Source organism: Aromatoleum toluolicum (genome assembly GCF_012911005.2).
Lineage (GTDB): Bacteria > Pseudomonadota > Gammaproteobacteria > Burkholderiales > Rhodocyclaceae > Aromatoleum > Aromatoleum toluolicum.
In genome coordinates, this window is sequence record NZ_WTVS01000060.1 from 1 (window position 1) to 25603 (window position 25603).

At 64.0% G+C, this 25603-nt stretch carries 25 protein-coding genes; 5 read left to right on the plus strand and 20 right to left on the minus strand.

What is annotated here, in order from left to right; translation table 11 throughout:
- The 3 genes from mnmL to cbiB form a co-directional block, all read right to left on the minus strand.
- Positions 1-920 (minus strand): tRNA modification radical SAM protein MnmL/YtqA (gene mnmL / locus GPA27_RS21730; protein ID WP_169142523.1); only part of this gene is annotated, 920 nt, incomplete at its 3' end.
- A 1-nt stretch (position 921) separates the two neighbouring features.
- On the minus strand, positions 922-1905 hold the full coding sequence (cobD, locus tag GPA27_RS21735; RefSeq protein ID WP_169142524.1) for a threonine-phosphate decarboxylase CobD: 984 nt from the start codon (positions 1903-1905) through the stop codon (positions 922-924).
- Positions 1906-1956: 51 nt separating this feature from the next.
- Positions 1957-2883, minus strand: coding sequence for an adenosylcobinamide-phosphate synthase CbiB (cbiB, locus tag GPA27_RS21740; protein ID WP_169142525.1), 927 nt, complete (start codon positions 2881-2883; stop codon positions 1957-1959).
- Positions 2884-2940: 57 nt separating this feature from the next.
- Here cbiB and GPA27_RS21745 point away from each other — a divergent pair, with 57 nt between their 5' ends.
- On the plus strand, positions 2941-4407 hold the full coding sequence (locus GPA27_RS21745; protein WP_169142526.1) for a cobyric acid synthase: 1467 nt from the start codon (positions 2941-2943) through the stop codon (positions 4405-4407).
- 68 nt (positions 4408-4475) lie between these two features.
- Here the strand turns inward: GPA27_RS21745 and GPA27_RS21750 are convergent, their stop codons facing one another.
- Positions 4476-5258 (minus strand): enoyl-CoA hydratase/isomerase family protein, encoded by a 783-nt coding sequence (locus GPA27_RS21750; RefSeq protein ID WP_169142527.1) that lies wholly within the window; start codon positions 5256-5258, stop codon positions 4476-4478.
- 204 nt (positions 5259-5462) lie between these two features.
- Here GPA27_RS21750 and GPA27_RS21755 point away from each other — a divergent pair, with 204 nt between their 5' ends.
- The 4 genes from GPA27_RS21755 (at position 5463) to GPA27_RS21770 (ending at position 8129) form a co-directional block, all read left to right on the plus strand.
- Positions 5463-5783: a DUF485 domain-containing protein gene (locus GPA27_RS21755; protein WP_373322796.1), complete on the plus strand. Its 321-nt coding sequence runs from the start codon at positions 5463-5465 to the stop codon at positions 5781-5783.
- Complete coding sequence (locus GPA27_RS21760) at positions 5783-7459, plus strand: cation acetate symporter (RefSeq protein ID WP_169142528.1); 1677 nt, start codon at positions 5783-5785, stop codon at positions 7457-7459. The genes GPA27_RS21755 and GPA27_RS21760 overlap by 1 nt, the downstream gene beginning before the upstream one ends.
- Positions 7460-7614: 155 nt before the next feature.
- A complete protein-coding gene (locus GPA27_RS21765; protein ID WP_169142529.1) occupies positions 7615-7848 on the plus strand; it encodes a ParD-like family protein in 234 nt (77 codons plus the stop codon).
- Positions 7845-8129 carry a type II toxin-antitoxin system RelE/ParE family toxin gene (locus GPA27_RS21770; RefSeq protein ID WP_169142530.1) on the plus strand — a complete coding sequence of 95 codons (285 nt, stop codon included), beginning with the start codon at positions 7845-7847 and terminating at the stop codon, positions 8127-8129. Before GPA27_RS21765 ends, GPA27_RS21770 begins: the two co-directional genes overlap by 4 nt.
- 121 nt (positions 8130-8250) lie before the next feature.
- Here the strand turns inward: GPA27_RS21770 and GPA27_RS21775 are convergent, their stop codons facing one another.
- The 16 genes from GPA27_RS21775 to GPA27_RS21850 all read right to left on the minus strand — a co-directional run bounded on the left by GPA27_RS21775 (position 8251) and on the right by GPA27_RS21850 (position 25599).
- Complete coding sequence (locus GPA27_RS21775) at positions 8251-9675, minus strand: LytR C-terminal domain-containing protein (RefSeq protein ID WP_246261349.1); 1425 nt, start codon at positions 9673-9675, stop codon at positions 8251-8253.
- A 105-nt stretch (positions 9676-9780) separates the two neighbouring features.
- Positions 9781-10731, minus strand: a complete 951-nt coding sequence (locus GPA27_RS21780) for a type II secretion system F family protein (protein ID WP_169142532.1) — start codon at positions 10729-10731, stop codon at positions 9781-9783.
- A 27-nt stretch (positions 10732-10758) separates the two neighbouring features.
- Positions 10759-11733 carry a type II secretion system F family protein gene (locus tag GPA27_RS21785; RefSeq protein ID WP_169142533.1) on the minus strand — a complete coding sequence of 325 codons (975 nt, stop codon included), beginning with the start codon at positions 11731-11733 and terminating at the stop codon, positions 10759-10761.
- A gap of 7 nt (positions 11734-11740) precedes the next feature.
- Entirely contained in the window at positions 11741-13093 is a 1353-nt protein-coding gene (locus GPA27_RS21790) for a TadA family conjugal transfer-associated ATPase (RefSeq protein WP_169142534.1), read from the minus strand.
- A 36-nt stretch (positions 13094-13129) separates the two neighbouring features.
- A complete protein-coding gene (locus tag GPA27_RS21795; protein WP_169142535.1) occupies positions 13130-14296 on the minus strand; it encodes a CpaE/TadZ family protein in 1167 nt (388 codons plus the stop codon).
- Between the two features lie 34 nt (positions 14297-14330).
- Positions 14331-14891 (minus strand): TadE/TadG family type IV pilus assembly protein, encoded by a 561-nt coding sequence (locus tag GPA27_RS21800; protein WP_169142536.1) that lies wholly within the window; start codon positions 14889-14891, stop codon positions 14331-14333.
- A gap of 9 nt (positions 14892-14900) precedes the next feature.
- A complete protein-coding gene (locus GPA27_RS21805) occupies positions 14901-15404 on the minus strand; it encodes a TadE/TadG family type IV pilus assembly protein (RefSeq protein ID WP_169142537.1) in 504 nt (167 codons plus the stop codon).
- A 5-nt stretch (positions 15405-15409) separates the two neighbouring features.
- Positions 15410-17089 (minus strand): pilus assembly protein TadG-related protein, encoded by a 1680-nt coding sequence (locus GPA27_RS21810; RefSeq protein WP_169142538.1) that lies wholly within the window; start codon positions 17087-17089, stop codon positions 15410-15412.
- A 25-nt stretch (positions 17090-17114) separates the two neighbouring features.
- Positions 17115-17393 carry a pilus assembly protein gene (locus GPA27_RS21815; RefSeq protein ID WP_169142539.1) on the minus strand — a complete coding sequence of 93 codons (279 nt, stop codon included), beginning with the start codon at positions 17391-17393 and terminating at the stop codon, positions 17115-17117.
- An 11-nt stretch (positions 17394-17404) separates the two neighbouring features.
- Positions 17405-18955 carry a type II and III secretion system protein family protein gene (locus tag GPA27_RS21820; protein ID WP_246261351.1) on the minus strand — a complete coding sequence of 517 codons (1551 nt, stop codon included), beginning with the start codon at positions 18953-18955 and terminating at the stop codon, positions 17405-17407.
- A 215-nt stretch (positions 18956-19170) separates the two neighbouring features.
- Complete coding sequence (cpaB, locus tag GPA27_RS21825) at positions 19171-20025, minus strand: Flp pilus assembly protein CpaB (RefSeq protein ID WP_169142541.1); 855 nt, start codon at positions 20023-20025, stop codon at positions 19171-19173.
- Between the two features lie 130 nt (positions 20026-20155).
- Complete coding sequence (locus GPA27_RS21830; RefSeq protein WP_169142542.1) at positions 20156-21460, minus strand: DUF8689 domain-containing protein; 1305 nt, start codon at positions 21458-21460, stop codon at positions 20156-20158.
- A gap of 23 nt (positions 21461-21483) precedes the next feature.
- A complete protein-coding gene (locus GPA27_RS21835; RefSeq protein WP_169142543.1) occupies positions 21484-22044 on the minus strand; it encodes an A24 family peptidase in 561 nt (186 codons plus the stop codon).
- A gap of 103 nt (positions 22045-22147) precedes the next feature.
- A complete protein-coding gene (locus tag GPA27_RS21840) occupies positions 22148-22327 on the minus strand; it encodes a Flp family type IVb pilin (protein WP_169142544.1) in 180 nt (59 codons plus the stop codon).
- Positions 22328-22442: 115 nt separating this feature from the next.
- On the minus strand, positions 22443-22634 hold the full coding sequence (locus tag GPA27_RS21845) for a Flp family type IVb pilin (protein ID WP_169142545.1): 192 nt from the start codon (positions 22632-22634) through the stop codon (positions 22443-22445).
- A gap of 688 nt (positions 22635-23322) precedes the next feature.
- Positions 23323-25599: a spermidine synthase gene (locus tag GPA27_RS21850; protein ID WP_169142546.1), complete on the minus strand. Its 2277-nt coding sequence runs from the start codon at positions 25597-25599 to the stop codon at positions 23323-23325.
- Between the last annotated feature and the right edge of the window lie 4 nt (positions 25600-25603).

Sequence of the window (25603 nt, forward strand, 5' to 3'; positions counted from 1 at the left end):
GGGGCAGGGGGCGCCAGGGGCTGCGTCGTGAGGCTGCCCTGCGGGCCGGCTGCGGCGAGTCGGCGGGCGATTTCGTGGATCCCTTCGAATCGCGCGGCGCACCACGCGGGCGCCAGCAGCGTCGGCGCGTTGGCGGTCGCGGACACGCGGTGATACACGACGTCCGCGGGTGTGCGCCGGATCATCTCCGTCGCGACGTCGGCGTAATGCGAGGCGTTCGGCGGCGCAACCTCGCCACGGCGCCACGCGGCGGCGAGGCGGCTGCCCTTGACGATCATCAGCGGGTGCAGCTTCAGCCCCGCGACCCCGAGCTCCAGCACACGGTCCAGCGTATCCAGGCTGCGCTCGGGCGTTTCGCCCGGCAGGCCGACGATGAGGTGCGTGCACACCGGAATTCCCCGCGCGTGGGCGCGCGCCGTCGCATCCGCGTAGGCAGCAAAACCGTGGCCGCGATTGACGCGCGCGAGCGTGTCGTCGAAGGCGCTCTGCAGGCCCAACTCCAGCCACACCTCGTAGCCGCGCTCGCGGTAGCCGGCGAGGAGGTCCAGTGCGGCGTCGGGTACGCAATCGGGGCGCGTGCCGATGCACAGCCCGACGATGTCGGCGCCGGCGAGCGCCTCCTCGTACAGCCGCTGCAGCGTCTCCACCTCCGCATAGGTGCTGGTGTAGGCCTGGAAGTAGGCGAGGTAGCGGCGTGCGCGGTCGGCGCGGACGCGGCCGGCATCGAGCTGCTGCGCGATCGGCGCCTCGGCCTCGTCGCTGAACGAGCGCACGTTGCAGAAGGTGCAGCCACCGCGCCCGAGCGTGCCGTCGCGGTTGGGGCAGGTGAAGTTCGCGTGCAGCGGCAGCTTGTGCACGCGTTCGCCGAAACGCGCGCGCAGGTGGCGGCCTATCGTGTTGACGTAATGGTCGAGCTGCACGTCAGGCGGCCCCGCGCAAGGCGTCGAGCGCCGCGGCGAGGCGCACCCAGCCGGCCTCGTCCGGCGGCAGGCCGAAGCGCAGGCTCGCCGGGTCGTCAAAGCGGCGCACGAGGATGCCGGCGCGCGCGAGTCGGTCCTGTACCGCGGGTGCGTCCGCATGGCGCACCCACTGGAACAATGCCGGCCCGACGGGTTCGCCCAAGCCGCTGTGGCGCAGCAGGTCGGCGAGGCGCGCGGCTTCGCGCTGCAGGCGTTCGCGCATTGCGTCCTGCCATGTGTGGTCGGCCAGTGCCGCGCGGGCGACGTGGCGTGCAGGGCCGCTCAGCGTCCACGGCCCGAGGAGGTCGGCCAGTCGTTTGCGCAGCTCCGCCGGCGCGAGCACGAAGCCGACGCGCGCACCGGCCAGCCCGAAGAACTTGCCGAGCGATCGCAGCACGACCAGGTTCGCACGTCCGGCGGCGGCCGCGAGGCTCTCGGCCGGGTCCGCATCGATGAAGGCTTCGTCCACGACCAGCCAGCCGCCGCGCGCCGCGAGCCGCGCGTGCCAGGCCAGCAGCCGGTCGCGCGAAAAGCGTGCGCCGGACGGGTTGTTGGGGTGCACGAGGAGCAGCACGTCGCTGTTGTCGATCGCCTCCTCGACGGCCTCCGCCGCGACAGGGCGCAGCGTGCGGCCGCGCCAGGCATGCGGATGTTCAGCATAGGTCGGCGCGAGCACGGTCACGCGCTCGCCGGGGATCAGCGCCGGCAGGGCCTGGATCGCCGGCTGCGAGCCGGCGACCGGCAGCAGCTGGTCGGTGCCGTAGTAGTCCGCGGCGGCCGCCTCGAGTCCGTCGCCGTCTTCGGGCAGGCGGTGCCAGGCGGATGCCGGAACGGGCGGCACGGGCCACGCGTGCGGGTTGATGCCGGTCGACAGGTCCAGCCAGTCGGAGAGCGGGATGCCGTACTGCTGTGCCGCGCGGCGCAGGCGTCCGCCGTGCTCAAGCATGCGAGATTCGCGGCTGAAGCCGCGCCCACATGGCAGCTCCCTCGAAGCCCATCATCGCGCTCCCGCAAGCGCCGCAATGATCGCGCCGGCGGCAACAACGCCCAGCCACAGCAGCATGCCGTGCTGCATCAGGCGGACCGCGGCGCGCACGCTCGCGGCGTCCGGCGTTCGGCCGCAGCCGAGTGGCGGGCGCTGCTCCTCGCGGCCGTGGTAGATCGCCGCGCCGCCGAGCTGCACCCCGAGCGCGCCGGCGCCCGCCGCCATCACCGGCCCGGCGTTGGGGCTGTCCCAGGCCGGGGCCTGTGCACGCCAGCACGTGAGCGCGTCGCGGCTGCGGCCGAGCAGCGCGTAGGTCAGCGCGGTGAGCCGCGCCGGCAGCCAGTTCATGACGTCGTCGAGGCGTGCCGCGGCCCAGCCGAAGCGGATGAAGCGTTCGGTGCGGTAGCCCCACATCGCGTCGAGCGTGTTGGCGAGGCGGAACCCCAGCGCGCCCGCGCCGCCCGCGACGCAGAACCAGAACAGCGCGCCGAACACCGCGTCGTTGCCGTTTTCGAGCACCGATTCGGTGCCGGCCTTGGCGACGCCGGCGGCATCGAGCGCGCGCGTGTCGCGGCTGACGATCCAGCCCACGCGCTCGCGCGCCATGTCGAGGTCGCCGGCCGCGAGCGGCGCTGCGATCGCCTCGGCATGCTGCGCGAGGCTGCGCGCGCCGAGCGCGAAGTAGAGCAGGCCGATATCGACCAGCCAGTGCGCGGCGGGATGGCTTGCGCGCAACAGCAGCGCCAGCGCGAGCCACGGCCCGATCGCCAGCAGCCAGGCGAGTAGCCCGCCCGCGCGGGTCGGCAGCCGCGGACGCAGGCGCGCCTCCAGCCAGCCGGCCCAGCGGCCGAAGCCGACCAGCGGATGCCAGCGGCGCGGTTCGCCGAGCAGGTGGTCGAGCGCGATGCCGGCGAGGAGTTTGACGAGCAGGGCAGTCATCGGGACGAAGCTTATCGGCGATAATCCGCCACTTTGAACGAGCCGGGATTCTACGCCATGCCGCAAGCAATCACCCTGATGGTGCAGGGAACGACCTCCGACGCGGGCAAGAGCACGCTGGTCGCCGGACTCGCGCGCCTGCTCGCGCGGCGTGGCGTGCGCGTCGCGCCGTTCAAGCCGCAGAACATGGCGCTCAACTCGGCGGTCACGGCGGACGGCGGCGAAATCGGACGCGCACAGGCGCTGCAGGCGCTTGCCGCCGGGGTCGCGCCGCACACCGACTTCAATCCCGTGCTGCTCAAGCCGTCCACGGACATCGGCGCGCAAGTCGTCATTCACGGCAAAGTCGCCGCCAACCTGTCGGCGCGCGACTACCACGCCTACAAGCCGACCGCGATGAAGGCCGTGATGCAGTCCTGGGACCGCCTCACGAGCGCCTACGAGTGCGTGCTCGTCGAAGGCGCCGGGAGCCCGGCCGAGATCAACCTGCGCGATCGCGACATCGCCAACATGGGCTTCGCCGAGGCCGCCGACGTGCCGGTGATCCTCGTCGCCGACATCGACCGCGGCGGCGTGTTCGCGCATCTGGTCGGCACGCTCGAACTGCTGTCGCCGTCGGAGCAGGCGCGCGTGAAGGGCTTCGTCATCAACCGTTTCCGCGGCGACATCGGCCTGCTGCAATCGGGGCTGGACTGGCTCGAGCAACGCACGGGCAGGCCGGTGCTGGGCGTGCTGCCCTACCTGCATGGCCTGTTCCTCGACGCCGAGGACGCGCTCGGCGAGGCCAGCGTCGACAAGCGCGAGACGCGCCTGCGCGTGGTCGCGCCGGTCTATCCGCGCATCTCCAACCACACCGACCTCGACGCGTTGCGCCTGCATCCGCAGATCGATTTCCGCTGGGTCGGGCCCGGACAGGCGATCCCGCCCGCCGACCTGATCGTGCTGCCCGGCTCCAAGAGCGTGCAAGCCGATCTCGCCTGGCTGCGCGCGCAGGGCTGGGAGCCGGCGATCAGGCGGCACCTGCGCTACGGCGGGAAAGTTGCGGGCATCTGCGGCGGCTTCCAGATGCTCGGCACGCGCCTCGCGGACCCGCAGGGGCTGGAAGGGGCGCCGAGCACCGTCGCGGGGCTGAGTCTGCTCGACATGGAAACCGTGCTTGAAGCCGAAAAGCAGCTTGAGAACCGCAGCGGCGCGCTGTGCCTGCCGGGCAGTGCTGCGGTCGCCGGTTACGAGATCCACATGGGCGTGAGCCGCGGCGCGGCCCTCGACCGCCCTGCGCTGCGCTTCGACGACGGCCGTGCCGACGGCGCACTCTCGGCCGACGGGCAGATCCTCGGCACCTACCTGCACGGGCTGTTCGACGCGCCCGAAGCCCTGTCCGTGCTGCTCGCGTGGGCCGGGGCAGGGGAGGTCGAAACGGTCGATCTCGCAGCGCGGCGTGAAGCGGATCTTGATCGGTTGGCGGACAGCGTCGCGCAGAACCTGGATCTGTCGCCGGTGTTGCCGGGGGCGTGGCTCGGGTAGAAAGCGAGACGGCGAAATGCGCTGTGCTCCGCCCCCCTTGAAGGGGGAGGAACAAGGCGTCCTACCGATCAGCGCCCGGAAAACACCGGCTTGCGCTTCGCGAAAAACGCGTCGAGCCCCTCGCGGTAGTCGTCTGTCGCGAGGAAGTCGAACGCGGCGCGCTTTTCTTCTGCGCTCAGCGCGCCGCCGCGCATCAGCCGATGTACCCACTGCTTGTGCCAGCGTGCCACCAACGGCGCGCCGGCGACGATGCGTGCGGCGCTCGCGCGGGCCTCGTCCAGCACCTTCTCGTCGTCGGTCACGCGCGTCAGCAGCCCCTTCTGCAGCGCCTCGCGCGCGTCGAGGATGCGTCCCTCGAGCAGGATCTCGAGCAAGACCGCCGGGCCGACCAGGTCCAGCAGGCCCGCCATCTCGCCCGGATACATCGAGAAGCCCAGGCGGTTGATCGGGGCGCCGAAGCGTGCCGATTCGCCGGCGATGCGCAGGTCGCAGCAACCGGCGATCTCCAGTCCGCCGCCGACGCAGGCGCCCTGAATCGCGGCCACGGTCGGAATCGCGCACGCGCGGATCGCGTCCAGCGCCGCGGCGACCAGCGTGTCGTGGTAGTGCAGCGCGTCGTCGACGGTCGCGCGCACGGTCAGGAACTCCTCGATATCGCCACCCGCCGCGAACGCCTTGTCGCCCGCACCGCGCAGGATCACGCAGCGCAGTGCGGGCGTCGCGGCGATACGCTCGAAGGCTTCGCGCAGCGCGACCCACATCGCGGAGTCGATCGCGTTCAGCTTGTCGGGGTTGGAGAGGGTCAGCGTGGCGATGTCGCCATCGGTGGAAAAGAGTATCTCGCCGCTCATGGCCGGGGTTTCGTCCATTACTTCGAAAATGGTAGAAAAATTCAATTTATCAAGTAATTAAAAAAACTCCATACGTTATGGTATGGAGTCTTGTAGATGATATATCATCCGCCCGTCGGCACTGGTGCAACAGACATCGGGTCGGCAGAAGGAGGAGTGTGGAGGGGCAGCGTGACACCGTTGCTTTTCTTGGAGGGAGAGGGAATGTCTGTATCAATGTATGCGCACATCAGGCGCAATCCGCGCTTTACGGAACTCGTCGAGAAGCGCACCCGCTTCGCGACGATCCTGTCGATCATCGTCCTGACGATCTTCTACGGCTTCGTCCTGCTCGTCGCGTTCGCGCCCGGGCTGATCGCGAAGCAGCTGTCGGAAGGCAGCAACCTGACCTTCGGCGTCGCCGCCGGCCTGTTCCAGTTCGTGTTCTTCTGGGTGCTGACGCTGGTCTACGTGCGTCGCGCCAACGGCGAATTCGACGACATCAACAACGAAATCGTGCGTTCCGCGTGGAAGGAAGAAAAATAATGAAAGCCACCGTTATCTCGCGCCTGGCCGCCGGCCTGTTCTCGATGTCCGTGGCTGCTTCGGCCGTTGCCGGCGATGCCATCGCCCAGACGGAAAAGCAGGGCCTCAACCTGCACGCGATCGGCATGTTCTTCATCTTCGTGATGTTGACGCTGGGCATCACCTACTGGGCCGCCTCGCGCACCAAGTCGACCGCCGACTTCTACACTGCCGGCGGTGGCATCACCGGTTGGCAGAACGGCCTCGCGATCGCCGGTGACTACATGTCCGCCGCGACGCTGCTCGGTCTCACCGCGATGATGTACACGCAGGGCGTCGATGCGTACATCTACATGATCGCGTTCTTTGTCGGCTGGCCCATCATCCTGTTCCTGATGGCCGAACGCCTGCGCAACCTCGGCAAGTTCACCTTCGCCGACATCACCGCCTACCGCCTCGACCAGGGCAAGGTGCGCACGATGGCCGCCGTCAGCTCGCTGACCGTCGTCTGCTTCTACCTCGTTGCGCAGATGGTCGGCGCCGGCCAGCTCATCAAGCTGCTGTTCGGCCTCGATTACAACATCGCGCTGTTCGTGGTCGGCGCGCTGATGATGGTGTACGTCACCTTCGGCGGCATGGTCGCGACGACCTGGGTGCAGATCATCAAGGCCTGCATGCTGCTGATCGGCGGCACCACCGTGATGCTGCTCGCGTTCAGCCAGTTCGGCTTCAGCTTCGACGAACTGACAACCCGCGCGATGGAAGTGCACAAGCTCGGCGGCAAGCTCCTCTCCCCGGGCAGCCTGCTCGCCGATCCGGTCACCGCGATCTCGCTCGGCCTCGGCCTGATGTTCGGCACCGCCGGCCTGCCGCACATCCTGATGCGCTTCTTCACCGTCACCGACGCCAAGGAAGCGCGCAAGTCGGTGCTCTACGCCTCGGGCATCGTCGCGTACTTCTTCAACGTCATCGCCATCATGGGCCTGTGCGCGATCCTGATCGTCGGCACCAACCCCGAGTTCTTCGAGGGCGGCCAGCTCGGCGGCAAGGTCATCGGCGGCGGCAACATGATCGCCATGCACCTCGCCAAGGCGGTCGGCGGCAACCTGCTGCTCGGCTTCCTGTCGGCCGTGGCCTTCGCGACCATCCTCGCGGTCGTCGCCGGTCTCGCGCTGGCCGGCGCCTCGGCGATCTCGCACGACATCTACGCCCGTGTCATCATGAAGGGCAAGGCGTCGGAAAAAACCGAGCTGAAGGTGTCCAAGTTCGCCACCATCGGCCTCGGCATCGTCGCGATCCTGCTCGGCATGGCCTTCGAGAAGATGAACATCGCGTTCATGGTCGCGCTCGCCTTCGGTGTCGCCGCGTCGGCCAACTTCCCGGTGCTGATCCTGTCCATGTACTGGAGGGGCCTGACCACGCGCGGCGCGCTGTGGGGCGGCTACTCCGGCCTCTTCAGCGCCGTGACCTTCGTCGTGCTGTCGAAGTCGGTGTGGGTGGACGTGCTGCACAACGCGGCCGCGATCTTCCCCTACACGCAGCCGGCGCTGTTCTCGATGCCGATCGCCTTCTTCCTCGCGATCGTCGTGTCGAAGATGGACAGCAGCGTCGCCGCACAGAAGGAAATCGAAGCCTTCGAAGACCAGTACGTGCGCGCGCAGACGGGTGTCGGCGCAGCGACGGCTTCGTCGCACTGAGCGCTCGTTAAAAGCCCGCGGCACGACATGTGCCGCAGCAATATCGCAAACCCCCGCGAGGCTGTACTCCGCGGGGGTTTGTTCCTTTTGGAGGTGGACTGGCGCGATTTTCAGCGCTAAGATGGTTTTACCACAATTGTAGTAACAGATCTGCCATGTCCGCCACGACCTCTATTCGAATTGACCAGACGCTTTACAACCAGGCCAAGGCTGATGCCGCCGCTGAGCATCGCACCATCGCAGGCCAGATTGAATTCTGGGCAAAGGTGGGGAGGGCGGCGCTCGACAACCCCGACCTGCCGGTAAGTTTTGTCGCCGAGTCTCTTGCATCGATGGCCGAGGCACGCGAAGAGGCTACGCCCTTCGTGCCCCGGAGTCGTCCGCAGTGAGCGGTTACGACATCCTGCAGACGCGCCGATTTGCCCGCCAGTACAAGAAACTGCACAACAACGTCGTTGTAGACGTCGACATCGCAGTCGCGTCCATCGCGGAAAACCCCGCGATAGGCGAACGCAAGAAAGGGGATCTGGCAGAGTTGATGGTCGTCAAGTTTCGCAGCCAGGGGCAACTCTATTTGCTTGGATACACGGTCGCAGAGCAAGTCAGGTTGGTATATCTGGAATCCGTTGGTCCTCACGAGAACCTTTACAGGGATTTGAAACGAACCTGAGCCTCCGTCGCGAAATTGCGCCACCGACGATCGACGGGACCTGCACTACGAATCATGACGCCCCTCTTTGGAGCGTCTGCGTAGTAAATCGCCAGTGTGACTCAGTTTGTGTGGGGCCGCCTCAATCGGTTCCGCCGCGCGCAGCTGCGAGTTTCGGCGCCCGCGTTTGGGCGACCCGCGCGCAAAGGCCCAGAACCGCGCACGCGTCGCTGGTCGTGAGATCGCGCCCGAGTACCAGTCGAACATCCACCCGCAGGTCGCCGTTCGCTGCGGCCTGCACGGTGGGCCGGAACGGCAGCTGCGATGCGAAGGCTTCGGCCGACGCGCGATAGCCATCGCGGTACTGGATCACCGATGAAGCCTGGTTGTACGGAGCCTGATTCGTCAGTCGCGGGCGTGCAAAGCCCTGCTGGCCGAGCAGTCCTGCAAGGCGCCGCGCCAGCCCCTCGCCGCCGTGACCGTTTGCGATCTCATATCGAGCGGCCCGATTCGCTGCGTCGGCAGCCGGTGCTTGCGCGACCGGCGTTGTTCCGGCGGCGACGGGGGGCCGGGCAACGGCAGGCGCCGGAGGCGCCACTGCGGCGATGATCGCAGCGGCTTCGGCAATTGCGGTCGCCGCGGTAGTCGTTGGCGCGTTGCGCAGTTCGAACACGTTTTCCGCCACTTTCACCAGGGTTGCGCTCGGCTTCGTCGTCACCAGCGGTGCTGCAGCGGTCCGCACGGACGCCGGTGTCACAGTAGCGAACCCGAGGGCGGCAGTTTGCGCTTCGAGGCTGGGTGTCTGAACGGGTTCGGCAGGCGCCGTGGCCGGCGCCGCCGATACGGCCGGCGCCAGAGCGGCGATCGGCGTCGCAGCCGGCGACGTTTCGGTAAGCACGGCACTGACCGTCACGGGCGGCGACGTGAGCGTCTTCGGTGCCACCGGCGCCACCGGCGCGGCAAGTGTCGGCGCGGGCGTTGGCGCCACGTTTGCCGCAACCACTGGGGCCGGCTGCTGCGGGACAGGTGTCGGCGAATTTGCCGAAGGCTGGGAAGAAGGCTGTTGCGAAGTCGAGGCCGTCATCGTCGGTGTGGCGGGCCCGGCAGGCCAGCGGCCGCTCGCGCGGGCTTCCGCGAACTCGGCCTGGTCCAGCGCTCCCAGCCGCCGGTAGGCGGTCGCGAGGTTGCTCCACGCGCGGCGGTTGCCGCCATCGAGTTCCACCGCCCGCCGCAGCGCCTTCGCCGCGTCGTCATCACGAGCGGCGAGCAACAGGGCGTAGCCAAGGTTGTTGTGCAGGTGGCTCGTCGTCGGCGCAAGGCTGACCGCGCGTTCAAGTGCCTGCAGCCCTTCGTCGGTCCGGCCGAGCTGCATCTGCAGCGCGCCGAGGGCATTCCACGCCGCCGCGTGAGCAGGGTCGGCCGAAATCGCCTTGCGGTAGGCCTCGATCGCCTGAGTACTTGCGCCCTGACCTTCCTTGACGCGACCGAGCGCAAAGTAGCCCGCCGCACTCGCGCCGCCGTGCCGGACGGTCTGAACCGGGGCGATCTTCCACGCGTCCTTCGGCATGTCCGGCGTGGTGCTACAGGCGCCAAGGACGATGGCTGCAAGCACGGGCTTCAGGGTGAGTGCGTACCTGTTCATTGCTGTTCTCCCTTTGGATGCCAGCCAATATCAGCCACCGCTGGTGCCGGCAAACGTTGGTAGCAGGATGCGGTACACCTGGATCATCGCCGGCCCGAGCAGTACGAGCATCAGCGAGGGGAAAATGCAGAAGATCAGCGGAAACAGCAACTTCAGTGCGATCTTCGCGGCGGCTTCCTCGGCACGCTGGCGGCGGCGCGTGCGCAGCATGTCCGAATGGACGCGCAGCGACGCGGCGATGCTGGTACCGAAGCGCTCGGCCTGGATGATCATCGCGACGAAGCCCTCGACTTCCTCGACTCCGGTGCGCGTCGCCAGGTTGCGCAGAGCGCGCGCTCGTTCCAGGCCAGCCCGCAATTCAAGGGTGACGAGGTGCAGTTCTTCGGCCAAAGCTTCGCTCTTATGCTGCATTTCGTCGGCAACGCGAACGAGCGCCGCTTCGACGCCGAGGCCCGCCTCCACGCAGACCGTCATCAGGTCGAGGGCATCGGGAAAAGTCTCGAAAATCTCGCGCTGCCGGACAAAGATCATGCGATTCAGCACGGTGTTGGGCAGGTAGTAGCCGATGGTCGCCGCAAGCAGTACGAAGAAAAGCATTCCCTGGAATTGCAGGCCGGGCTTCGAGACCAGAATCGTGAAATATGCCAGCAAGGGCAGACCCAGCGCGAGGGCCGTCTTGATGCCGAAGAATGCGACTGGGGCAGACGGGTTACGGATGCCCGCATGCATGAAGCGTGCGCGCAACGCCGATGTGTCCTCGCTATTCTCCGGGGTTGAGAGTTTGGCAAAGGGGCGGGTGAGCTTCACGGTGCGTTCGATCCAGGCGTCGCCGCCCGGAACTGCCGCCGCTTTGCCGCCTGCCCCGAGTACCGCCAATCGCTCGGCGGTCGCCGAACGCGTGAACAGATTCATCACAAAGAATGCGCCGGCCGTGACTGCGACGAAGAGCAGTCCGAGAAACGCGATCTGCGTATAGTCCATGTTTGCGTTCTCCTCTTTGCCGTGCGGCTAGACCCGGATACGAATGATCTTGCGCATCCACAGGATGCCAATGACCATCATGGACAGGGCTCCGTAAATGAAGTTGATCCCGGCGGGGTCTTCCCATAGCACCTTCATAAATCCGGGGTTCACGATATTGACCATTCCCCCCGTCACGAAGGGCAGGCAGCCGAGAATCCATGCGGACAGACGGCCCTCCGCCGACAGCGTGCGGATTTCCCCATATAGCTTGAGACGCGCGCGGATGATAGAACTGATGTTGTCGAGGAGTTCCGCAAGGTTGCCACCGGAGTCACGCTGGATCAGCACCGCGATCACGAAGTAGCTGAGGTCCGTGCTGTCCGTGCGCGATGCGAGGTTCAGCAGCGCGGTCTGCTGCGGCACGCCGTAGTTCATCTCGTCGAAGAGGATGCGGAACTCGCCGCCGATCGGGTCCTTCATCTCCTCGGCGACCATCTTGATTGCCGTGGGAAATGCATGGCCGGCGCGCAGCGCACGCCCCATCAGGTCGAGGGCTTCGGGCAGTTGGCGCTCGAACTGCTGCATATGCTGAGAGCGGGCCCGTATGACATACAGTGTCGGCAACGCCGCCAGGATGCCGGCGGCGAGCACACTGAGGATCACGGGTCGGTCGAACAGCAGCGGGACCGCGAAGCCCAGCGCGGCCAGCGCAGCCGTCCAGCCGAGAAACTGCGCGAGCGTCAGGTTCAGGCGGGACTGCACGATCAGACGGTTCAATCCGTCCAGGCGCGGAATCGCCGCGAGCATGCGGTCTCCGGTCGCTGAACCGGTGGCGTTCTGGTCCTTGTAGAGCGATGCCGGGCGGGCACCTTGTGCGCCGGTCGCGACTTCCTCGAGGCGCCGGTTGAGGCGCTTCACCTCGGCACTATGTGACGAGGCCCACCACAGGTAGGCACCCTCCAGAAACAGCACCACGGCGATAAAGGTCGCGAGCGCAAACAGCAGCGTCAGGGTGTCCATGTCAGCCTCACTCGAAGCGCCGGCTTGGGTTGAACATGTCTTCGGGAAGGCGGATTCCGAAGGAACGCAGGCGGTCGGCGAAATGGGGGCGCACGCCGGTTGCGGCGAAATGGCCCTGCACGACGCCGGTGTCGGAAATGCCGGTCTGCCGGAAGGTGAAGATCTCCTGCATCGTGATGACGTCCCCTTCCATCCCGGTAATTTCCTGGATGCTCATCAGCTTCCGCTTGCCGTCGGTCAGGCGGCTGGCCTGCACGATCACGCCGATGGCGCTCGCGATCTGACTGCGCGCGACTTTCGGCGGCAGGTTGGCGCCGGACATGCCGATCATGTTCTCCATGCGACCCAGCGCGTCGCGCGGCGTGTTCGCATGGACGGTCGTCATTGACCCTTCGTGGCCGGTATTCATCGCCTGCAACACGTCAAAGGCCTCCGCGCCACGCGTCTCGCCGAGGATGATGCGGTCCGGACGCATTCGCAGCGCGTTGCGGACAAGGGATCGTTGCGTCACCTCACCCTTGCCTTCGATGTTCGGTGGGCGCGTTTCGAGACGAACGATGTGAGGCTGCTGCAACTGCAATTCCGCCGCATCCTCGATCGTGACGATGCGTTCGTCCTCGGGGATGCTGTGGGACATGATGTTCAGCAGGGTCGTTTTGCCGCTGCCAGTGCCGCCCGAGATCAGGATGTTGACCTTCGCGCGCACCAGGCCAGCGAGCAGTTCGGCCATCTGGGGTGTCAGCGACTTGTATTCGATCAGCTTCTCCATCGTCAGCGGAATCGCGGCAAAGCGCCGAATTGAGACGACCGGACCGTCGAGTGCGAGCGGCGGAATGATCGCGTTCACGCGCGAGCCGTCCGGTAGGCGCGCATCGACCATCGGACTGGACTCATCGACACGCCGTCCGACCCGCGACACGATCTTGTCGATGATCTTCATCAGGTGCGCGTCGTCACTGAACGTGACGTCGGTCAGCTCGATCTTGCCGTGGCGCTCAACGTAGATTTGCTGTGAGCCGTTGATCAGGATGTCGGACACTGTCGGGTCGGCGAGCAAGGGCTCGATCGGACCAAGCCCCAGCATCTCGTACTGGATATCGCGCACCAGGTCGCGTCGTTCGTTCGTGTTGACGACGACGTTTTCCTCGGTGAGCAGGCGCTCGACCATCAGCCGTAGTTCTTCGCGCAGACGCTCGGGTGCGAGGTTCTCCATCGCTTCGAGGTCGATGCGCGAAAGCAGCAATTGATGGATGCGCATCTTCAGGCTTTGGTAAGCCTTTGAGGCACCGGTGTCGGGGGCGACCTGCGGACGCAGGGCGCTATCCGCGGATACCGATTCGAGGCGCTGGCGCAGACTCATTTCATGTTCCCCTAGAAAAATCGGCTAAGGCACGCCTCAATGGGTCGCGAACAGACGCGATAGCCAACCCTTGCCGTTCTTTTCCTGCACGGTGTCGAGCGACGCGGCAACCTCGCGCAAGGCCTTCGTTACAGGGCTGTTCTTCGCCAGGCGCGCGATCGGTTCCCCCTGATTCACCGATGCTGCGACCTCTTCGTAGCAGTTCGGCACCGTCTTGAACACTTTTGCATTCACCGTGCGCTCGAGGTCCTGCAGGCTGATCTCACAATTCTTGTGATGGCGATTGACGATCAACCCCACCTTCGCCATCGGGTAGCCGAGCGACAGGAACACCTGAACCAGTCGCTTCGCTTCGCGGATGAACGGCAGCGTGAGTTGCACCACCGGGAAGATCATGTCCGCCATGTCGAAGGGCTGCAGGCTCACGCCGTCGAGCGAACGGCCGACGTCGACAATGACGAAGTCGTAATTCGCGCGCGCGACCTTTAGGATGGCTTCGACATGTTCGGCCCTCACATCCGTCGCATGGGCGGGATCGTCCGGGGCGGCGAGCAAGTGGAAATTGGGCGCGACCTCGATCATCGCCGAGCGGAGGAATGCGGCGTCCAGTCGATGGATCTGCTGGCATACCAGAGCCAGATTGCTTGCCGGGGTCTGGTCGGTAACGTACATCGCCGCGTCGCCGAACTGCAGGTTCAGGTCGATCAGTGCGACACGTTTGCCGTGCGTGGTTGCCAGCACCCATGCGAGGTTCGTCGCAATAAACGTGGCGCCACTTCCACCCTTGCAGGATGTCATTGCGAGGATCTTGCCGTCTGCAGCGTCCTGAGCCTTGCGTCTGGGCGCAATGCGACCAATTGCTGCGTGCAACTGTGTCCCCGCCGTGGGGGTCGGCAGCACCTCGCGCACCCCCGCACGCATTGCACGGAGCAGAAAGTCCGGCGAGTGGTTATCGCTGACGACGATGAAAGCCGTCTCAGGGTTCTTCAGCCGCAGCTGCTCCAGACTTTCCAGGCCGCCGTTTTCCGGCAGGCCCCCGTTGACGATGAGGACGTCCGGAACATCTTTCAATGTGGCAAGTTCGCTTGCGCCGCACTGAAGCGTGGACACTTCACCCAGGTTTTTGTCCTGCTCGAGGACGCGTGTGATCTGGCTCAGATGAAGTGCGTCGGACGAGACGACGGTAATTCTGGTCTTGCTCATTTCCAGTACCTCTGAAATGTTGAAACTGCCGGGCCTATGGGGATACGCTGAAACCCAGACTCTCGGCCGGCATGATCACGCTGGAAAGCGGAATCGGAATTGCCAAAAAGGGAAACAGTCCAGCCATTGGTACGTAATTGACCGATCCGGTGCAGTTGCCGCCCGTAGCCACGCACGCTTCAACGAAGCGGATGCAACTCGTAGCCCGGGAAACGTCGTTGCATGCGGAGAGATTATCGGCAGGGTCCGTTGGCATCGGACTGGCTACCGCAAGTGAGCCGTTGAGATAGTTGATCTTGACGTTCGCGTCGCTGATTTCCAGGCCAGCAGGCAGGTAGGCAGTGCCGCTACCCGTCTCGGGGTTGAACACCGCCGCGCGCGATACCATTCCGGCGTCTGCGAATCCCCGCACCACCGCTTCGCGCGCTGCTCGGCGGGTGACCTCCTGGACCGTGTTCCACACGTACAGCACGCGGCCGAACTCCATGATGCCGAGGACAATTGTGAAGAAGAGCATCGCGACGATCGCGAACTCGACTGCCGTCGCACCCCGTTCCCACCGGCCGTTGCTGCTGCGATGTAGTGTGGTCCTCATGGCGGAGCCTCAGTTCATGTAGCGCATCGTGGTCTGCGGGGCCAGCGCGACGCCCGAGTATTTCTTCGACGCACCACCCGTCGGCGATAGAAATGGAATCATTCCGCCGATGTCGATCGTGTAGCCGCTAATCGCCACCCGCACATTGGCAGGCGCGTTGACGCCGCTGCCGCAGCCGATGGCGCTGAACGAGTCGTCGAGGCAGGTTACCGAGACATTAGACGTGCTCAGGGGCGGCTTCAGGTTCGCCGCGTTGGCTGCTTGCACCACGCGATTCATGGCATCGCTCTTGAACGAGCCCGAGTCAAAGGTATCCCGATCGGCGACACTCAGCATGCGTGCACCGTCGCGGGTCGCCTTCGTCAGCGCGTCGTAATACCAGAACGCGCGACCGAACTCGACGATGCCTGCGGTCAGCAGCAGCAGGAAGATGATTACAAGCGCAAGCTCCACGGCGGCGACGCCGCGTTGGTTCTTGGCTGAAGGAAGGAGGTGAATACCCGATTCGTTCATGTCCGTCACCGATAGAGTCTGATGCCACCGGTCGGGATGGGGTCCACGAGACCCGCAAATTCAGTCTCGATTCTTTTCGGCGAGCCGTTGAGGTCGGCCGGAATCTGCATGAAGAATTTGCCGATTCCTTTCACATCGAGCGCTTGGCAAGACAAGCCGCCAGAGCCGACGAATGCTCGACAGTCCACGATCACAATGTTTAGAACGCGACGATGAGGCACGCCGGGCCTGTACATCGGTGGGGGAGCGTCGAAATAGTCACCACTCGTTTGATTGTACGGGGAGGGCTGAGCGGCGGGCGTGCCGACAGGAAAGCCCGAACCAAGGCTCGACGGGTAGCTGGAGAGCAGATTCCGGCCTCCAGCCGTTGTCGCGTTCCCGCCGTTGTAGATTTTCGCCCACTCGGCATTGGTCGCATCGAATGGGAGTCCGGCTTTGGGAGGCGAGCTGCCGTCTGCGTGGTATGCACGGGTATATGACCAGAGCGCGCCATACTGCTCGAACGGTAAAGTCGGCGGTGTCGGCGGAGGATTCGGTGCGTATGGGTTGGGGTTCAAGGACGGTGGTGTTGCGAAGGGCCAGTAGTTCGGCTCGTGGAGATTCGTCGTGTTGAGCGGGTTCAATTCTTCATTGAGGCTTACGGTTTGTCGGTTTGGCAGGACACTTGCATCGTGCTCCATCCAGTCGCGAGGATGCCCCGCTGCGCCGGGTGGTGTTGCATTTGCCTTGAAGTGCTTGATATTGCTGTCCGACGGTGCGCTGCCCGGATCGCACGGCGAGCCGCCGCCGAATTCAGCAAAGCGACTATTCAATGCGCGCTGTATCGGACCGGCTGAAAAACCCGTATTGACGTACACTTTCGTACCCGCGAAATCGTCACCACTGACGACCGCACTGTTGCCTTGACAAACGAATGGTGCAGTGAAGTTCGCGCTCGAGTGCGAGGGGTCGCAAGCCGCCGGCGGCGCATCGACGGGGTTGATCAGGAAGGGGGTGCCGTTCGATCCGCCAAGCGGGTTGAGCTGGATGATGTTGTAGCTGACGCCCCGACGGAATCCGAGTTCGATCAGCTCGCTGGATCCGTCCGGGTAGGTGTACTTGCGCGTCTTGTTGTCCGGATCGATCGCGCATACACCAATCGGCGTCACGTTCGTTAGGAACTGCCCGGCCACCGAATAGCCCGCCGTTTGCGTAGTGTTGAAGGCCGCGCCGGCCACCCGCATCAGGTAGGTGTTGAGGGATTGGGTTCCGGTATCAACTTCGAGGAAACTCAGCCCGGAAGCCTGCGCATCGCTCGTGATACTGGCCGCAGGGACGAAGGTGCAGGTCGGGCTTCGGAGGCTAGGACGGCTCCATGTATTCAGATTGTTGGCATTGGGGCATGATGCAACGCGTATATTTGCAATCGTGATGCTGACGGGCTTGGAAAAATCGTACCGGTGCTGCGCCGCGATCGCGATTGCCTTGTTCACGGCAGCGGTTACACCGCTCAGCTTGTTGTTGAGTTCCTTGGCCCCGGCCAGTGCAGCGGCATCCGAGGCGTTCTGAAGTTCGGATTTCGCAATGTAGAGATGCCCGAGGTCCAGCACCAAGCCCCCGAAAGCAAACAGCGTCACGGCGGTCAGGCCGGCCATGATGGCGACGACGCCGCGTTGGCGGGATCTGGAAGTGATAACCACGGGCATTTTCGCTCTCCTCCCTGCTACGCCCTTATTGCCCCGAACCGCCGACGCCGATCGTGAAGACGCCCGTCTGCGGTTGCGGTTGCGTGAAGCTCTTGGCGTATTCGCTCATCGCCCCCTGGGCGGCCTTGCCATCCATTCCGGACACGGTCGATGGGTTGAGCGAGCCTTCCGGGGCGATCATCTGCTGTGCTGCGAGGGTTCTTGCCGCTTCGCCAAACTGCGCGTCCCAGTGAGGCGAGGTGGCGACGCAGCCGGTCTGGGCCAAGGCCGCGAGGGCGCTTCCAACAATCCAGATATTGCGCATGATCGGCCTCCTCACTTGGGTTCGAATCCGCCGGCGGCGGGGGCTGTTTCGGCGGCCGCGGGCATCGCGCTTTGCTCCAGCGCGGGAGCTGCGCCGCCTTCCAGCTTGCCGCCCCAGATCACGGCGGCGCGATTCGGCTCGACGTAGTTGTCGGTCGGTAGCGCGTAGTTGGGCGGCAGCGGCTTGACGAGCCGTGGCGTGATGACGAACACGAGTTCGGATTTGTCGGTCTGGAACTCGGTGCTGCGGAACAGTGCGCCAATGATCGGGAGCTCGCCGAGGACAGGGAAGGCGCGGATGTTCGTTGTCGCGTTGTTCTTGATCAGGCCGCCGATCGCAAAGCTTTGTCCGTCTTGGAGTTGGACCGTCGTGAAGGCCCGGCGCGTCGTGAAGGCCGGCAGGATCGCGAGACCGTTGACCCCAGGAGCGGTCAAGCCCACGCCTTCGCGGTTGAGTTCCGAGACCTCGGGGCGCACGGCGAGGTTTATGCGACCGCCATCGAGCACCGTCGGAGTGAACTTCACCGAGACGCCGAACTCCTTCTCTTCCAGCGTGATCGTCTGGCCGCCGCTGTTGTTGCTCTGCGCGACGGGAATGAAAATCTTGCCGCCGGCGAGGAAGCTGCCCTCTTGCCCGCTGATGGCCATCACCGTCGGCTCCGCAAGGATCTTCACCAGGCCATCGGTCTTCTGCATGTCGAGGCCGAGGTTCGTGACGCCTTCAGCGGGCACGGTACCGAAGGTGGTTGTGAACTTCGGGACGAGTTGTCCGCCGATCTGGGTCAATTCCTGCGTCACGTTGCCGCCGGCTGCAATATCGCCCGGAATCGTGCCGCCGACCACTGCGCCTACGGAACTGAGTGGCGTACCGTTCGGACCGACACGGGAGATCTGCCCGAGCCGGCCGGAGTTGCCGCCGAATATCCCGGACAGGAAGCGCATCACGGAGCCATCGACATAGGCACGCGAGAAGTCGATACCGAAGCGGTCGAGTACTGCCTTCGATACCTCGGCGACTTTCACTTCCAGCATCACCTGTTGCGGGGCACCGACCTGGAGCATGTTGAGTACGCGCAGATTTCGCCCGGCCTGCCCTCCGCCATCCCGAACGTATGCAGATGCGATCTCCACGGCGCGGTCGACCTTGGTCGCATCGGAAACGGTGCCGGTGAGCACAAGAGAGTCATACGCGGAACTGACCTTGATGCCCGTTTCATTGGGCAGCAAGGTGGCGAACGCGCTTTGCACCGATGTCACGTCCATCCCGACCGTTACGTCCAGGGCCGTGCAGCCCCCTGCGCGGTCAACAAGGACGATATTCGTTGCGCCGACGCTCTTACCGAGCAGGTAGATCTCGTTCGGGCTCAGCAGCAGCACATCGACCTGGGCGACACCGGGACGTCCGTCGCCCTGGCTCATCTGCTGGGCGCCACCCTTGTCGTCCTTGGGCGCTTCGGCGCTGGGGCGGGCTGCCTGCGCGTTCTCGGGGTTGCCGAGCAGGATGCGCGTCACCGGCGTCTGCGGGCGAATCACCGAGGACTTGCCGACGGGGATGGTAACCATCGGCGCAATCTCAACCCGCCCACATGGGGAACCGGCAGTGGCGGAGACAGCGACCGGTTTTCTGGCCGGTGGCGCGCTGGTGACCGCAGCTTGCACGGCGTTTGAAGCCAGCAATGCGGCAATGGCAGACATGCCATACGCGGCGAGCCGGCGACTGCGTTTGTTCTTATTCGTGGTCATGATGTCCTCATGCGTCCATGCGGGTTTGGATTGGGCTAGAAGCATTCGTTGACCTTATTGACGCCACGGATGACCTCGACGCACACGCTGGTGCGGGGGGGCTCGGGGGCAGGGCGCGGTTTCGCGGCCACGCGACGCGGCGCGGCGGCCTTGACCGGGGCGGCGGGTGTGGGCGGCACTTCGACCGAGGTGCGCAGCAGCATCGCCTTCGTGATGCCGGCGGTGTCCGTGGGATGGGAGTCGACCTGGTTGCGCAGCACCAGGGACAGGTTGCCGACGCTGCGTGCGAGATCCAGGCGTTCGGCTTGTTCGGGCGTGACTTCGAGCGTGACCGCATTGACGACCTTGGGTTTGGTCTCGTCGCGGTTGGCTTCCTGCGCGATCGCCAGCACGAGGATGCGTTCAAGGACGATCTTGGAGATCATCTGGTCCTCGTTGTTGCGGTTTGCGCCGGTGTTCTCGGTGTTGACCAGGATGTCGACATAGTTTCCCGGCAGTGCGAAGCCCGCCACACCAACCACGTCATTGACGCGCACGGTGATCGCGCGTTTGCCTTCCGGCACCACCGCGGACAGACCACCCTTCGTGCCGTCCGGTGCGAGGCGCGATTCGAGGATCGGCTCACCGGGCTGGATGCCGGTGATCGCGACGCGACCGTCGAGTTTTGCGACGTCGTTGAAGGCACCGTTCGGGACGCTGCCCGATGGCCATTCGACCATACGAACGGCATCCGGTGTGATGCGGCCGCCCAGCTGCAACTCGACCGCGGCTACCGCGATGCGGTTTTCGGCGGGATTAGCCTTGGACTGCAGCCACCGCGTTCCGAGCACCACGGCGGCGAGACCCGCGAGCATTGCTACGAAGAGAAAGACGAGACCTTTGGTCTTCATGTGAATCCCCTTGTTTCCGGACCGTCGGCGATCAGGCCCAGGTCCTGCAAATGCCCGCCTCAGCAGGCGCTTCGGTACGGTGCCGAGGTCGCGAGTACGCGCCTTCGGCTCCTCCCCTCAAGACGCGCCCCTAGCGGGACGCGAAGTAGTTGTGCCACGCCCAGTGCAACACTTCCGGCGTCAGCCTTGCCGGTTCGCCGCGGTAGCGGGCCAGATCGGCAATCTGGTTGATGATGTCGCGCGGGTAGCACGCCAGCAGCGGCTGGCCATGAACCTTGTGATACTCGTTCAGCAGCGTCTGGAAGGCTGTTTCATCAAAGGGTACGCCGCGCTCGTCGCAGACACGCGTGAATATGTTCCTGTATTCGTCCTCATTCATCGGCCCGATGTGGATCTTGTAACCGAGTCGGCGCAGGAAGGCGGGGTCCGCAACCTCCGACGGCATCAGGTTGGTCGAGAAGACCAGCACCACGTCGAAGGGCAGAGTGAATTTCGTGCCGCTGTGCAGCGCGAGGTAGTCGTGATGCCGGTCCATCGGCACGATCCAGCGGTTCATGATCTGTTCGGGCTTCACGAGCTGGCGGCCGAGGTCGTCGACGACGAACAGGCCGTTGTTGGCCTTCACGTGCGGCGGGGCCTGGTAGAAGCCGGTGCTCGCGTCGTAATCGAGGTCAAGCATACGCATCGTCAGCTCGCCACCGGTGATCGCTACCGGGCGCTTGCAGCGGACCCAGCGCAGGTCGGGGCGCTGGAGGTTGTCCAGCCCGGCGGGGCGGTGATTATCCTCGACGGCGGTATGAATCAACGGATCGAAGACTTGGATGATTTCACCGTCGACGACGATCGCATGCGGAACGGCGATGTCCCCTTCCAGCAGGAGCGAGAGGCGCTCGGCCAGATAGGTCTTGCCTGCCCCGGCCGGGCCGTAGAGGAACATCGCGCGCCCCGAGCCCATCGCGGCGCCGAGCTGGTCGCGAACCTCCGGGTTGATGATCAGGCCGCGGAAGGCTTCATTGACGTCTTCCTTCGTGACGCGCATCTTCGTCACGGACTGACGTGCCACCTGGGCGACGTAGTCGGCGAGGCTCACCGGAGCCGCTCCGGCGTACTTGCAGCGGCCGAGGTATTCGGTCGCGCGGGCGCGTCCGGCATCGGTCAATTCGTACAGGATGTCCCCGTCCGTTTCGCCCCGCCGCACGACCTCGCAGATCCGCTCCGCGCGCATGAAGGCGAGCAACTGTTCGAGCACGATTGCCGGCAGGTGCAACTGATGGGAGATTTCCGTGAGGCGCATCTGGCCGCGCACGAACAGCAGCTTGGCCGTGAGTTCCACGAGGAATAGCAGTGGCAGGTCGGTTTCCTCAAGCGTGCGCGGTGCGCGAGGATAGGCCGTGGCGTCTATGGGAATGACGCGGGCGCTGGACGGTGCGTTCATGGCGGTGCTCCGTGAAGGTCGATTCAGCTGAGTGCCCAGCCTCCAGAGCGGACGAGGATGAGCTGAAGAAGAGTGCCCGCAGCGATCGCGACCGCGTAGGGCATGCGGCCGGCGGTCTGCTGCAGCGGTTCGAATCTGGGGCTCGTGCCGCCGGCCGCGCTGATTGCGCTGGTCGTCAGCATGTAGCGCAGGTTGAGGATTAGCTGGCGAAACGCGCGTTGCCACAGCGCCATGACGATGGCGAGAACGCCGCCCGCGGCGAAGGTCAGCACGGCGACGCCGAGCGTCTGCAGGGGCCCGAGGAAGGCGCCGACCATCATCATCAGCTTCACGTCCCCTGCCCCCATTGCCCGCAGCAGGTAGAGCGGAAGCATGACTAGGAGTCCGGCAGCAATGCCCCCGAGAGATGGACCGATGCCTATGGCGCTGCTATCGACATGAAGGGGGCCGTGTCCCGCCGGAATCGCGAACTGGAGAAGCACACCCAGGGCAATCCCAGAGGCAACCAGTCGATTGGGAATTTTTCGGCTGATGAGATCAGACGAGACAGCGAGCGCAAGCAAGCAGAGGAGGAGGTAGGCCATGACCGTTTTTCGTCGCTTGCTGGAAACTTGAGTGCTGCGGCGAGGGAAAGCGCCCGGATCTTCCCGTGGCGCTCTCCCCCGATCCCACTATTCGCCTTTCCAGTTACCCGGCCGCCGGGACCGTAAGCTTTCCTCCGATGTAGTTGAAAATCGCATCGAGTTGTACGCCGACCAAGGTGGCGCCTGCAATAATCATGATCGCGATCAGCGACGCGATCAGGCCATACTCGATCGCGGTCACGCCTTCCTCGTCCTGAACGAATTGCTTAATCATTTCCAGCATGGTCATCTCCTTCGTCAAGAAACGCCGGACCTCCCGGCAAATCACCGGAGCGGGAGGCCCGTTCCGGAAAAGCGCTGCGAGTCGTGTTCCTTCCCGCAGTTGAACCAAATAACACCTAGGGCGCTGCGTTCGAAACCTTGGCGGCGATATCCTCATACAGGGTTCCAATGGCATCGCCGAGCAATCCGACCGCAACGACGATCGCGCCGAAAATCAGGGCTGCGAGCAGCGCGTATTCGATCGCTGTCACTCCGTCCTGATCGGACCAGAGCGCGCTCAGTGCTTCCTTTATTTGCGCGGTTTTCATCGCGTCGCTCCGTCCCCTCTCTGTTGACTGCAGATTAGGGGTTAGGCGCTCTTCTGGCATCGGCGTTTGGGCCCAATTCACATAGGTAGATGCGCCGGGGCGCATGCAGGACAACTGTCATGAGTGGGCTTTGTTCGTGTGTGCAGCCGCGTCGATCGCGCATGGGTGGATGCGATACAGCACGGTCTGAGCAAGGTCCGCGGCGGTGCCGGAAAACTGGACAGTTGGCTAAGCTAAGGCCGAGCTGCCTACGAATTTCGTCTTCCGACGTAGTCGTCGTGCGATCGACGCAACGACAGGAAGAACGACGTGAGACGCATCCCGAAGCAGGAGTACACGGCCGAGTTCAAGGAACAGGCTGTCAACCGAGCCGGCGAGGTCGGCAGCATCGGCCCCGCCAAGCTATCCCGGTTGCGCGCCCAGGTCCCGCGACTCGAGATGGAACTGGAGATCACAAAAAAGCGGCAGCATATTTCGCGAAGGAGCTGCTGTGAAATATGTCCGGATTGAGAAACAGCGCAGACTCTTCCCGTTGCCCGTCCTGTGAGACGCCCTGTCGGTGAGCCAGAGCGGCTTTCGGGCCTGGAAAACCTGCGTTGTCGCGAGCCACGTGGATCCCCTTGACGGTATGCCGGACAAGTGGGGGTGTCGTTGGGCTTCCTTCGTCAGTCCAATGTACGCGGGCTGCTCAGAATAGTGCTCTTAGAATGTTCACGTAACCATCTGTCCATACGCGTGTGGCTGGATCAGATGGGAGAGGTGCCCATTCAGAACTTCCCGACAACGTGCCGAACGACGCTGGATTTTCCGCCAACACGACCAACTCGGCAGGGCTTGCGATCAGTGGATTGGTGTCGGTGGCGGGACGGAGCACACTGACACGACCAACCAAACCGGCGTCCCGGGCGAGATTACCGATAACCGGCGCCAGCTTGAGATGTCGGTTGCTGATATGAAAAGCGAGCACGCCATCGGGCGCCAATTTTCTCCGGTAGCCGGCGATCGCTTCTCTGGTGAGAAGGTGTGTCGGCACTGCGTCCGACGTAAATGCATCAATAACAAGCAATGCCAGACTGTGGTCGGGAGCGTTCCGGAGACTGATTCTCGCGTCACCAATTACAACTTCAGATCTTGGAGGGCAGTCGCGAAGGAAAGTGAAGAACCGCTCGTCGCGAGCTACCTTTTCGACTGCTGGATCAATCTCATAAAACGTCCACGTGCTGCCCTTGGTGCCATGACACGCCAAACCTCCCACGCCCAGTCCGACCACTGCAACCGGACGTTCCTTAAGCAAAGGAGCCAGTGCGGAAAAAAGGGCCCCAAACGAGCCTGCTTGATGGTAGTACGCAGCCGGTTGCATTGATTTTCCGGAATCCGCATATTGAACGCCATGCACAGTTGTGCCATGGGAGAACACATTGAGGCCCAAGGAGTCGTTCCGGGAGACTTTATAGACGCCAAAAAATGTTCTGGTTACATATTCATCCGTACCCGATTCATGAGAAAGAACCGATATATTTCCTGCGAGAACACACATGAGCGCGGCCACGCCTAAGGCGAATCTAAGTGGGCGTACGCTGAAATTCAGCAATGTCACGCTTGCCACGGCGAGAGTGCCTATCACTGCCACGACACCCAACATTGCAGAAAGCTGTCCTAGCATCAATGAAGATTTCATTGCGGCGAAGACGGCCAGTAATAGAAGAATGGGCAGACCGACGTCGAGAAAAACACCGCGCTTGCTACTGATCGAATCCCCCATCGGACGCAATGCGCATGCAAGAGCCAGAATCGCGGGATATTCGATAAGTTGCGAAAACGTCATCGGCGCAACGATCGCATTGAACACCCCGCCCAGTAGTCCCCCCAAGGACAGCCACAGGTAGAACTCGGTCAAATGACGCGTAGCCGGCCGAACACGGACTAATTCGCCATGACACACCAGTGCGGTGAAAAAGAACGCCGCCAAGTGCAGGATGATCGACACAGGCGCCATTAGTCTTGCTACTCCTGGTATGAGCGCCATGGCGGCAAGCAGTGCGACCGCGAACGCCTGCACCCGCAACGCGACTTGGGGGTGAATATACGGCTTCGCGGCGAATGCCAGCATGAATGTCATGAGATAGAGAGCAAGCGGCACAACCCAGAAAAGCGGTACCGGGGCGATGTCCGTGGTGATGAAGGTCGTAACACCGAGCAGCAGGCTAGAGGGTGCAAAGGAGAGAAGCAGCCACCGCGCACGGAGGGCAGGCGTCACGGCATCCACGGCGTGAACCGAGGATGGCGCGAGACTTTCACTTATTGGAGCGCGCTGATCCCGTCGGACCAACAAGGCGCATGTAGTCAACAGGCCAACGAATAAGGTGAAGCCCGCACTCCACCAGCCCCATTGCTGGTCCAGGTTCGCGAACGGTTCCACGAGTGCGGGATAGGCGACCAATGCCACCAGACTTCCGAAATTGCTCGCCACATACAGGAAATAGGGATCTCCGGCCTGGGGGTCGCGAGAGCGCGCAAACCACTTCTGGAGCAGAGGGGCCGTGGCTGCGATGAGAAACACTGGAACACCGATCGAAAGAGACAAAACCTGCAACAACCAAGAAACAGGGTGTGCCGGGTTTGGTGACATTAGCTGCGCTTGGGCTATGCCGAACGGCATGAAGAGCAATGCGACAAACGCAATCGCCAGATGAACCGCAGCCTGACGCTCTGGACCGAGAATCACGCCGGTATAGTGAGCGTGCAGATAGCCTAGGAATAACATGCCCTGAAAGAAGACCATGCACGTGTTCCAGACCTGCGGCGTGCCGCCGAGTGCCGGAAGCAAGGTCTTTCCGACCATCGGTTGCACGAGAAACATCAGAAGTGCGCTGGACGCCAGCGAGACGATGAACACCAGCCGAAGGGAACTTTTCCCATGGAGACGGATTGGCATCGTTGCGTGCTGCGAGGCCTCGAGGCTCATGATT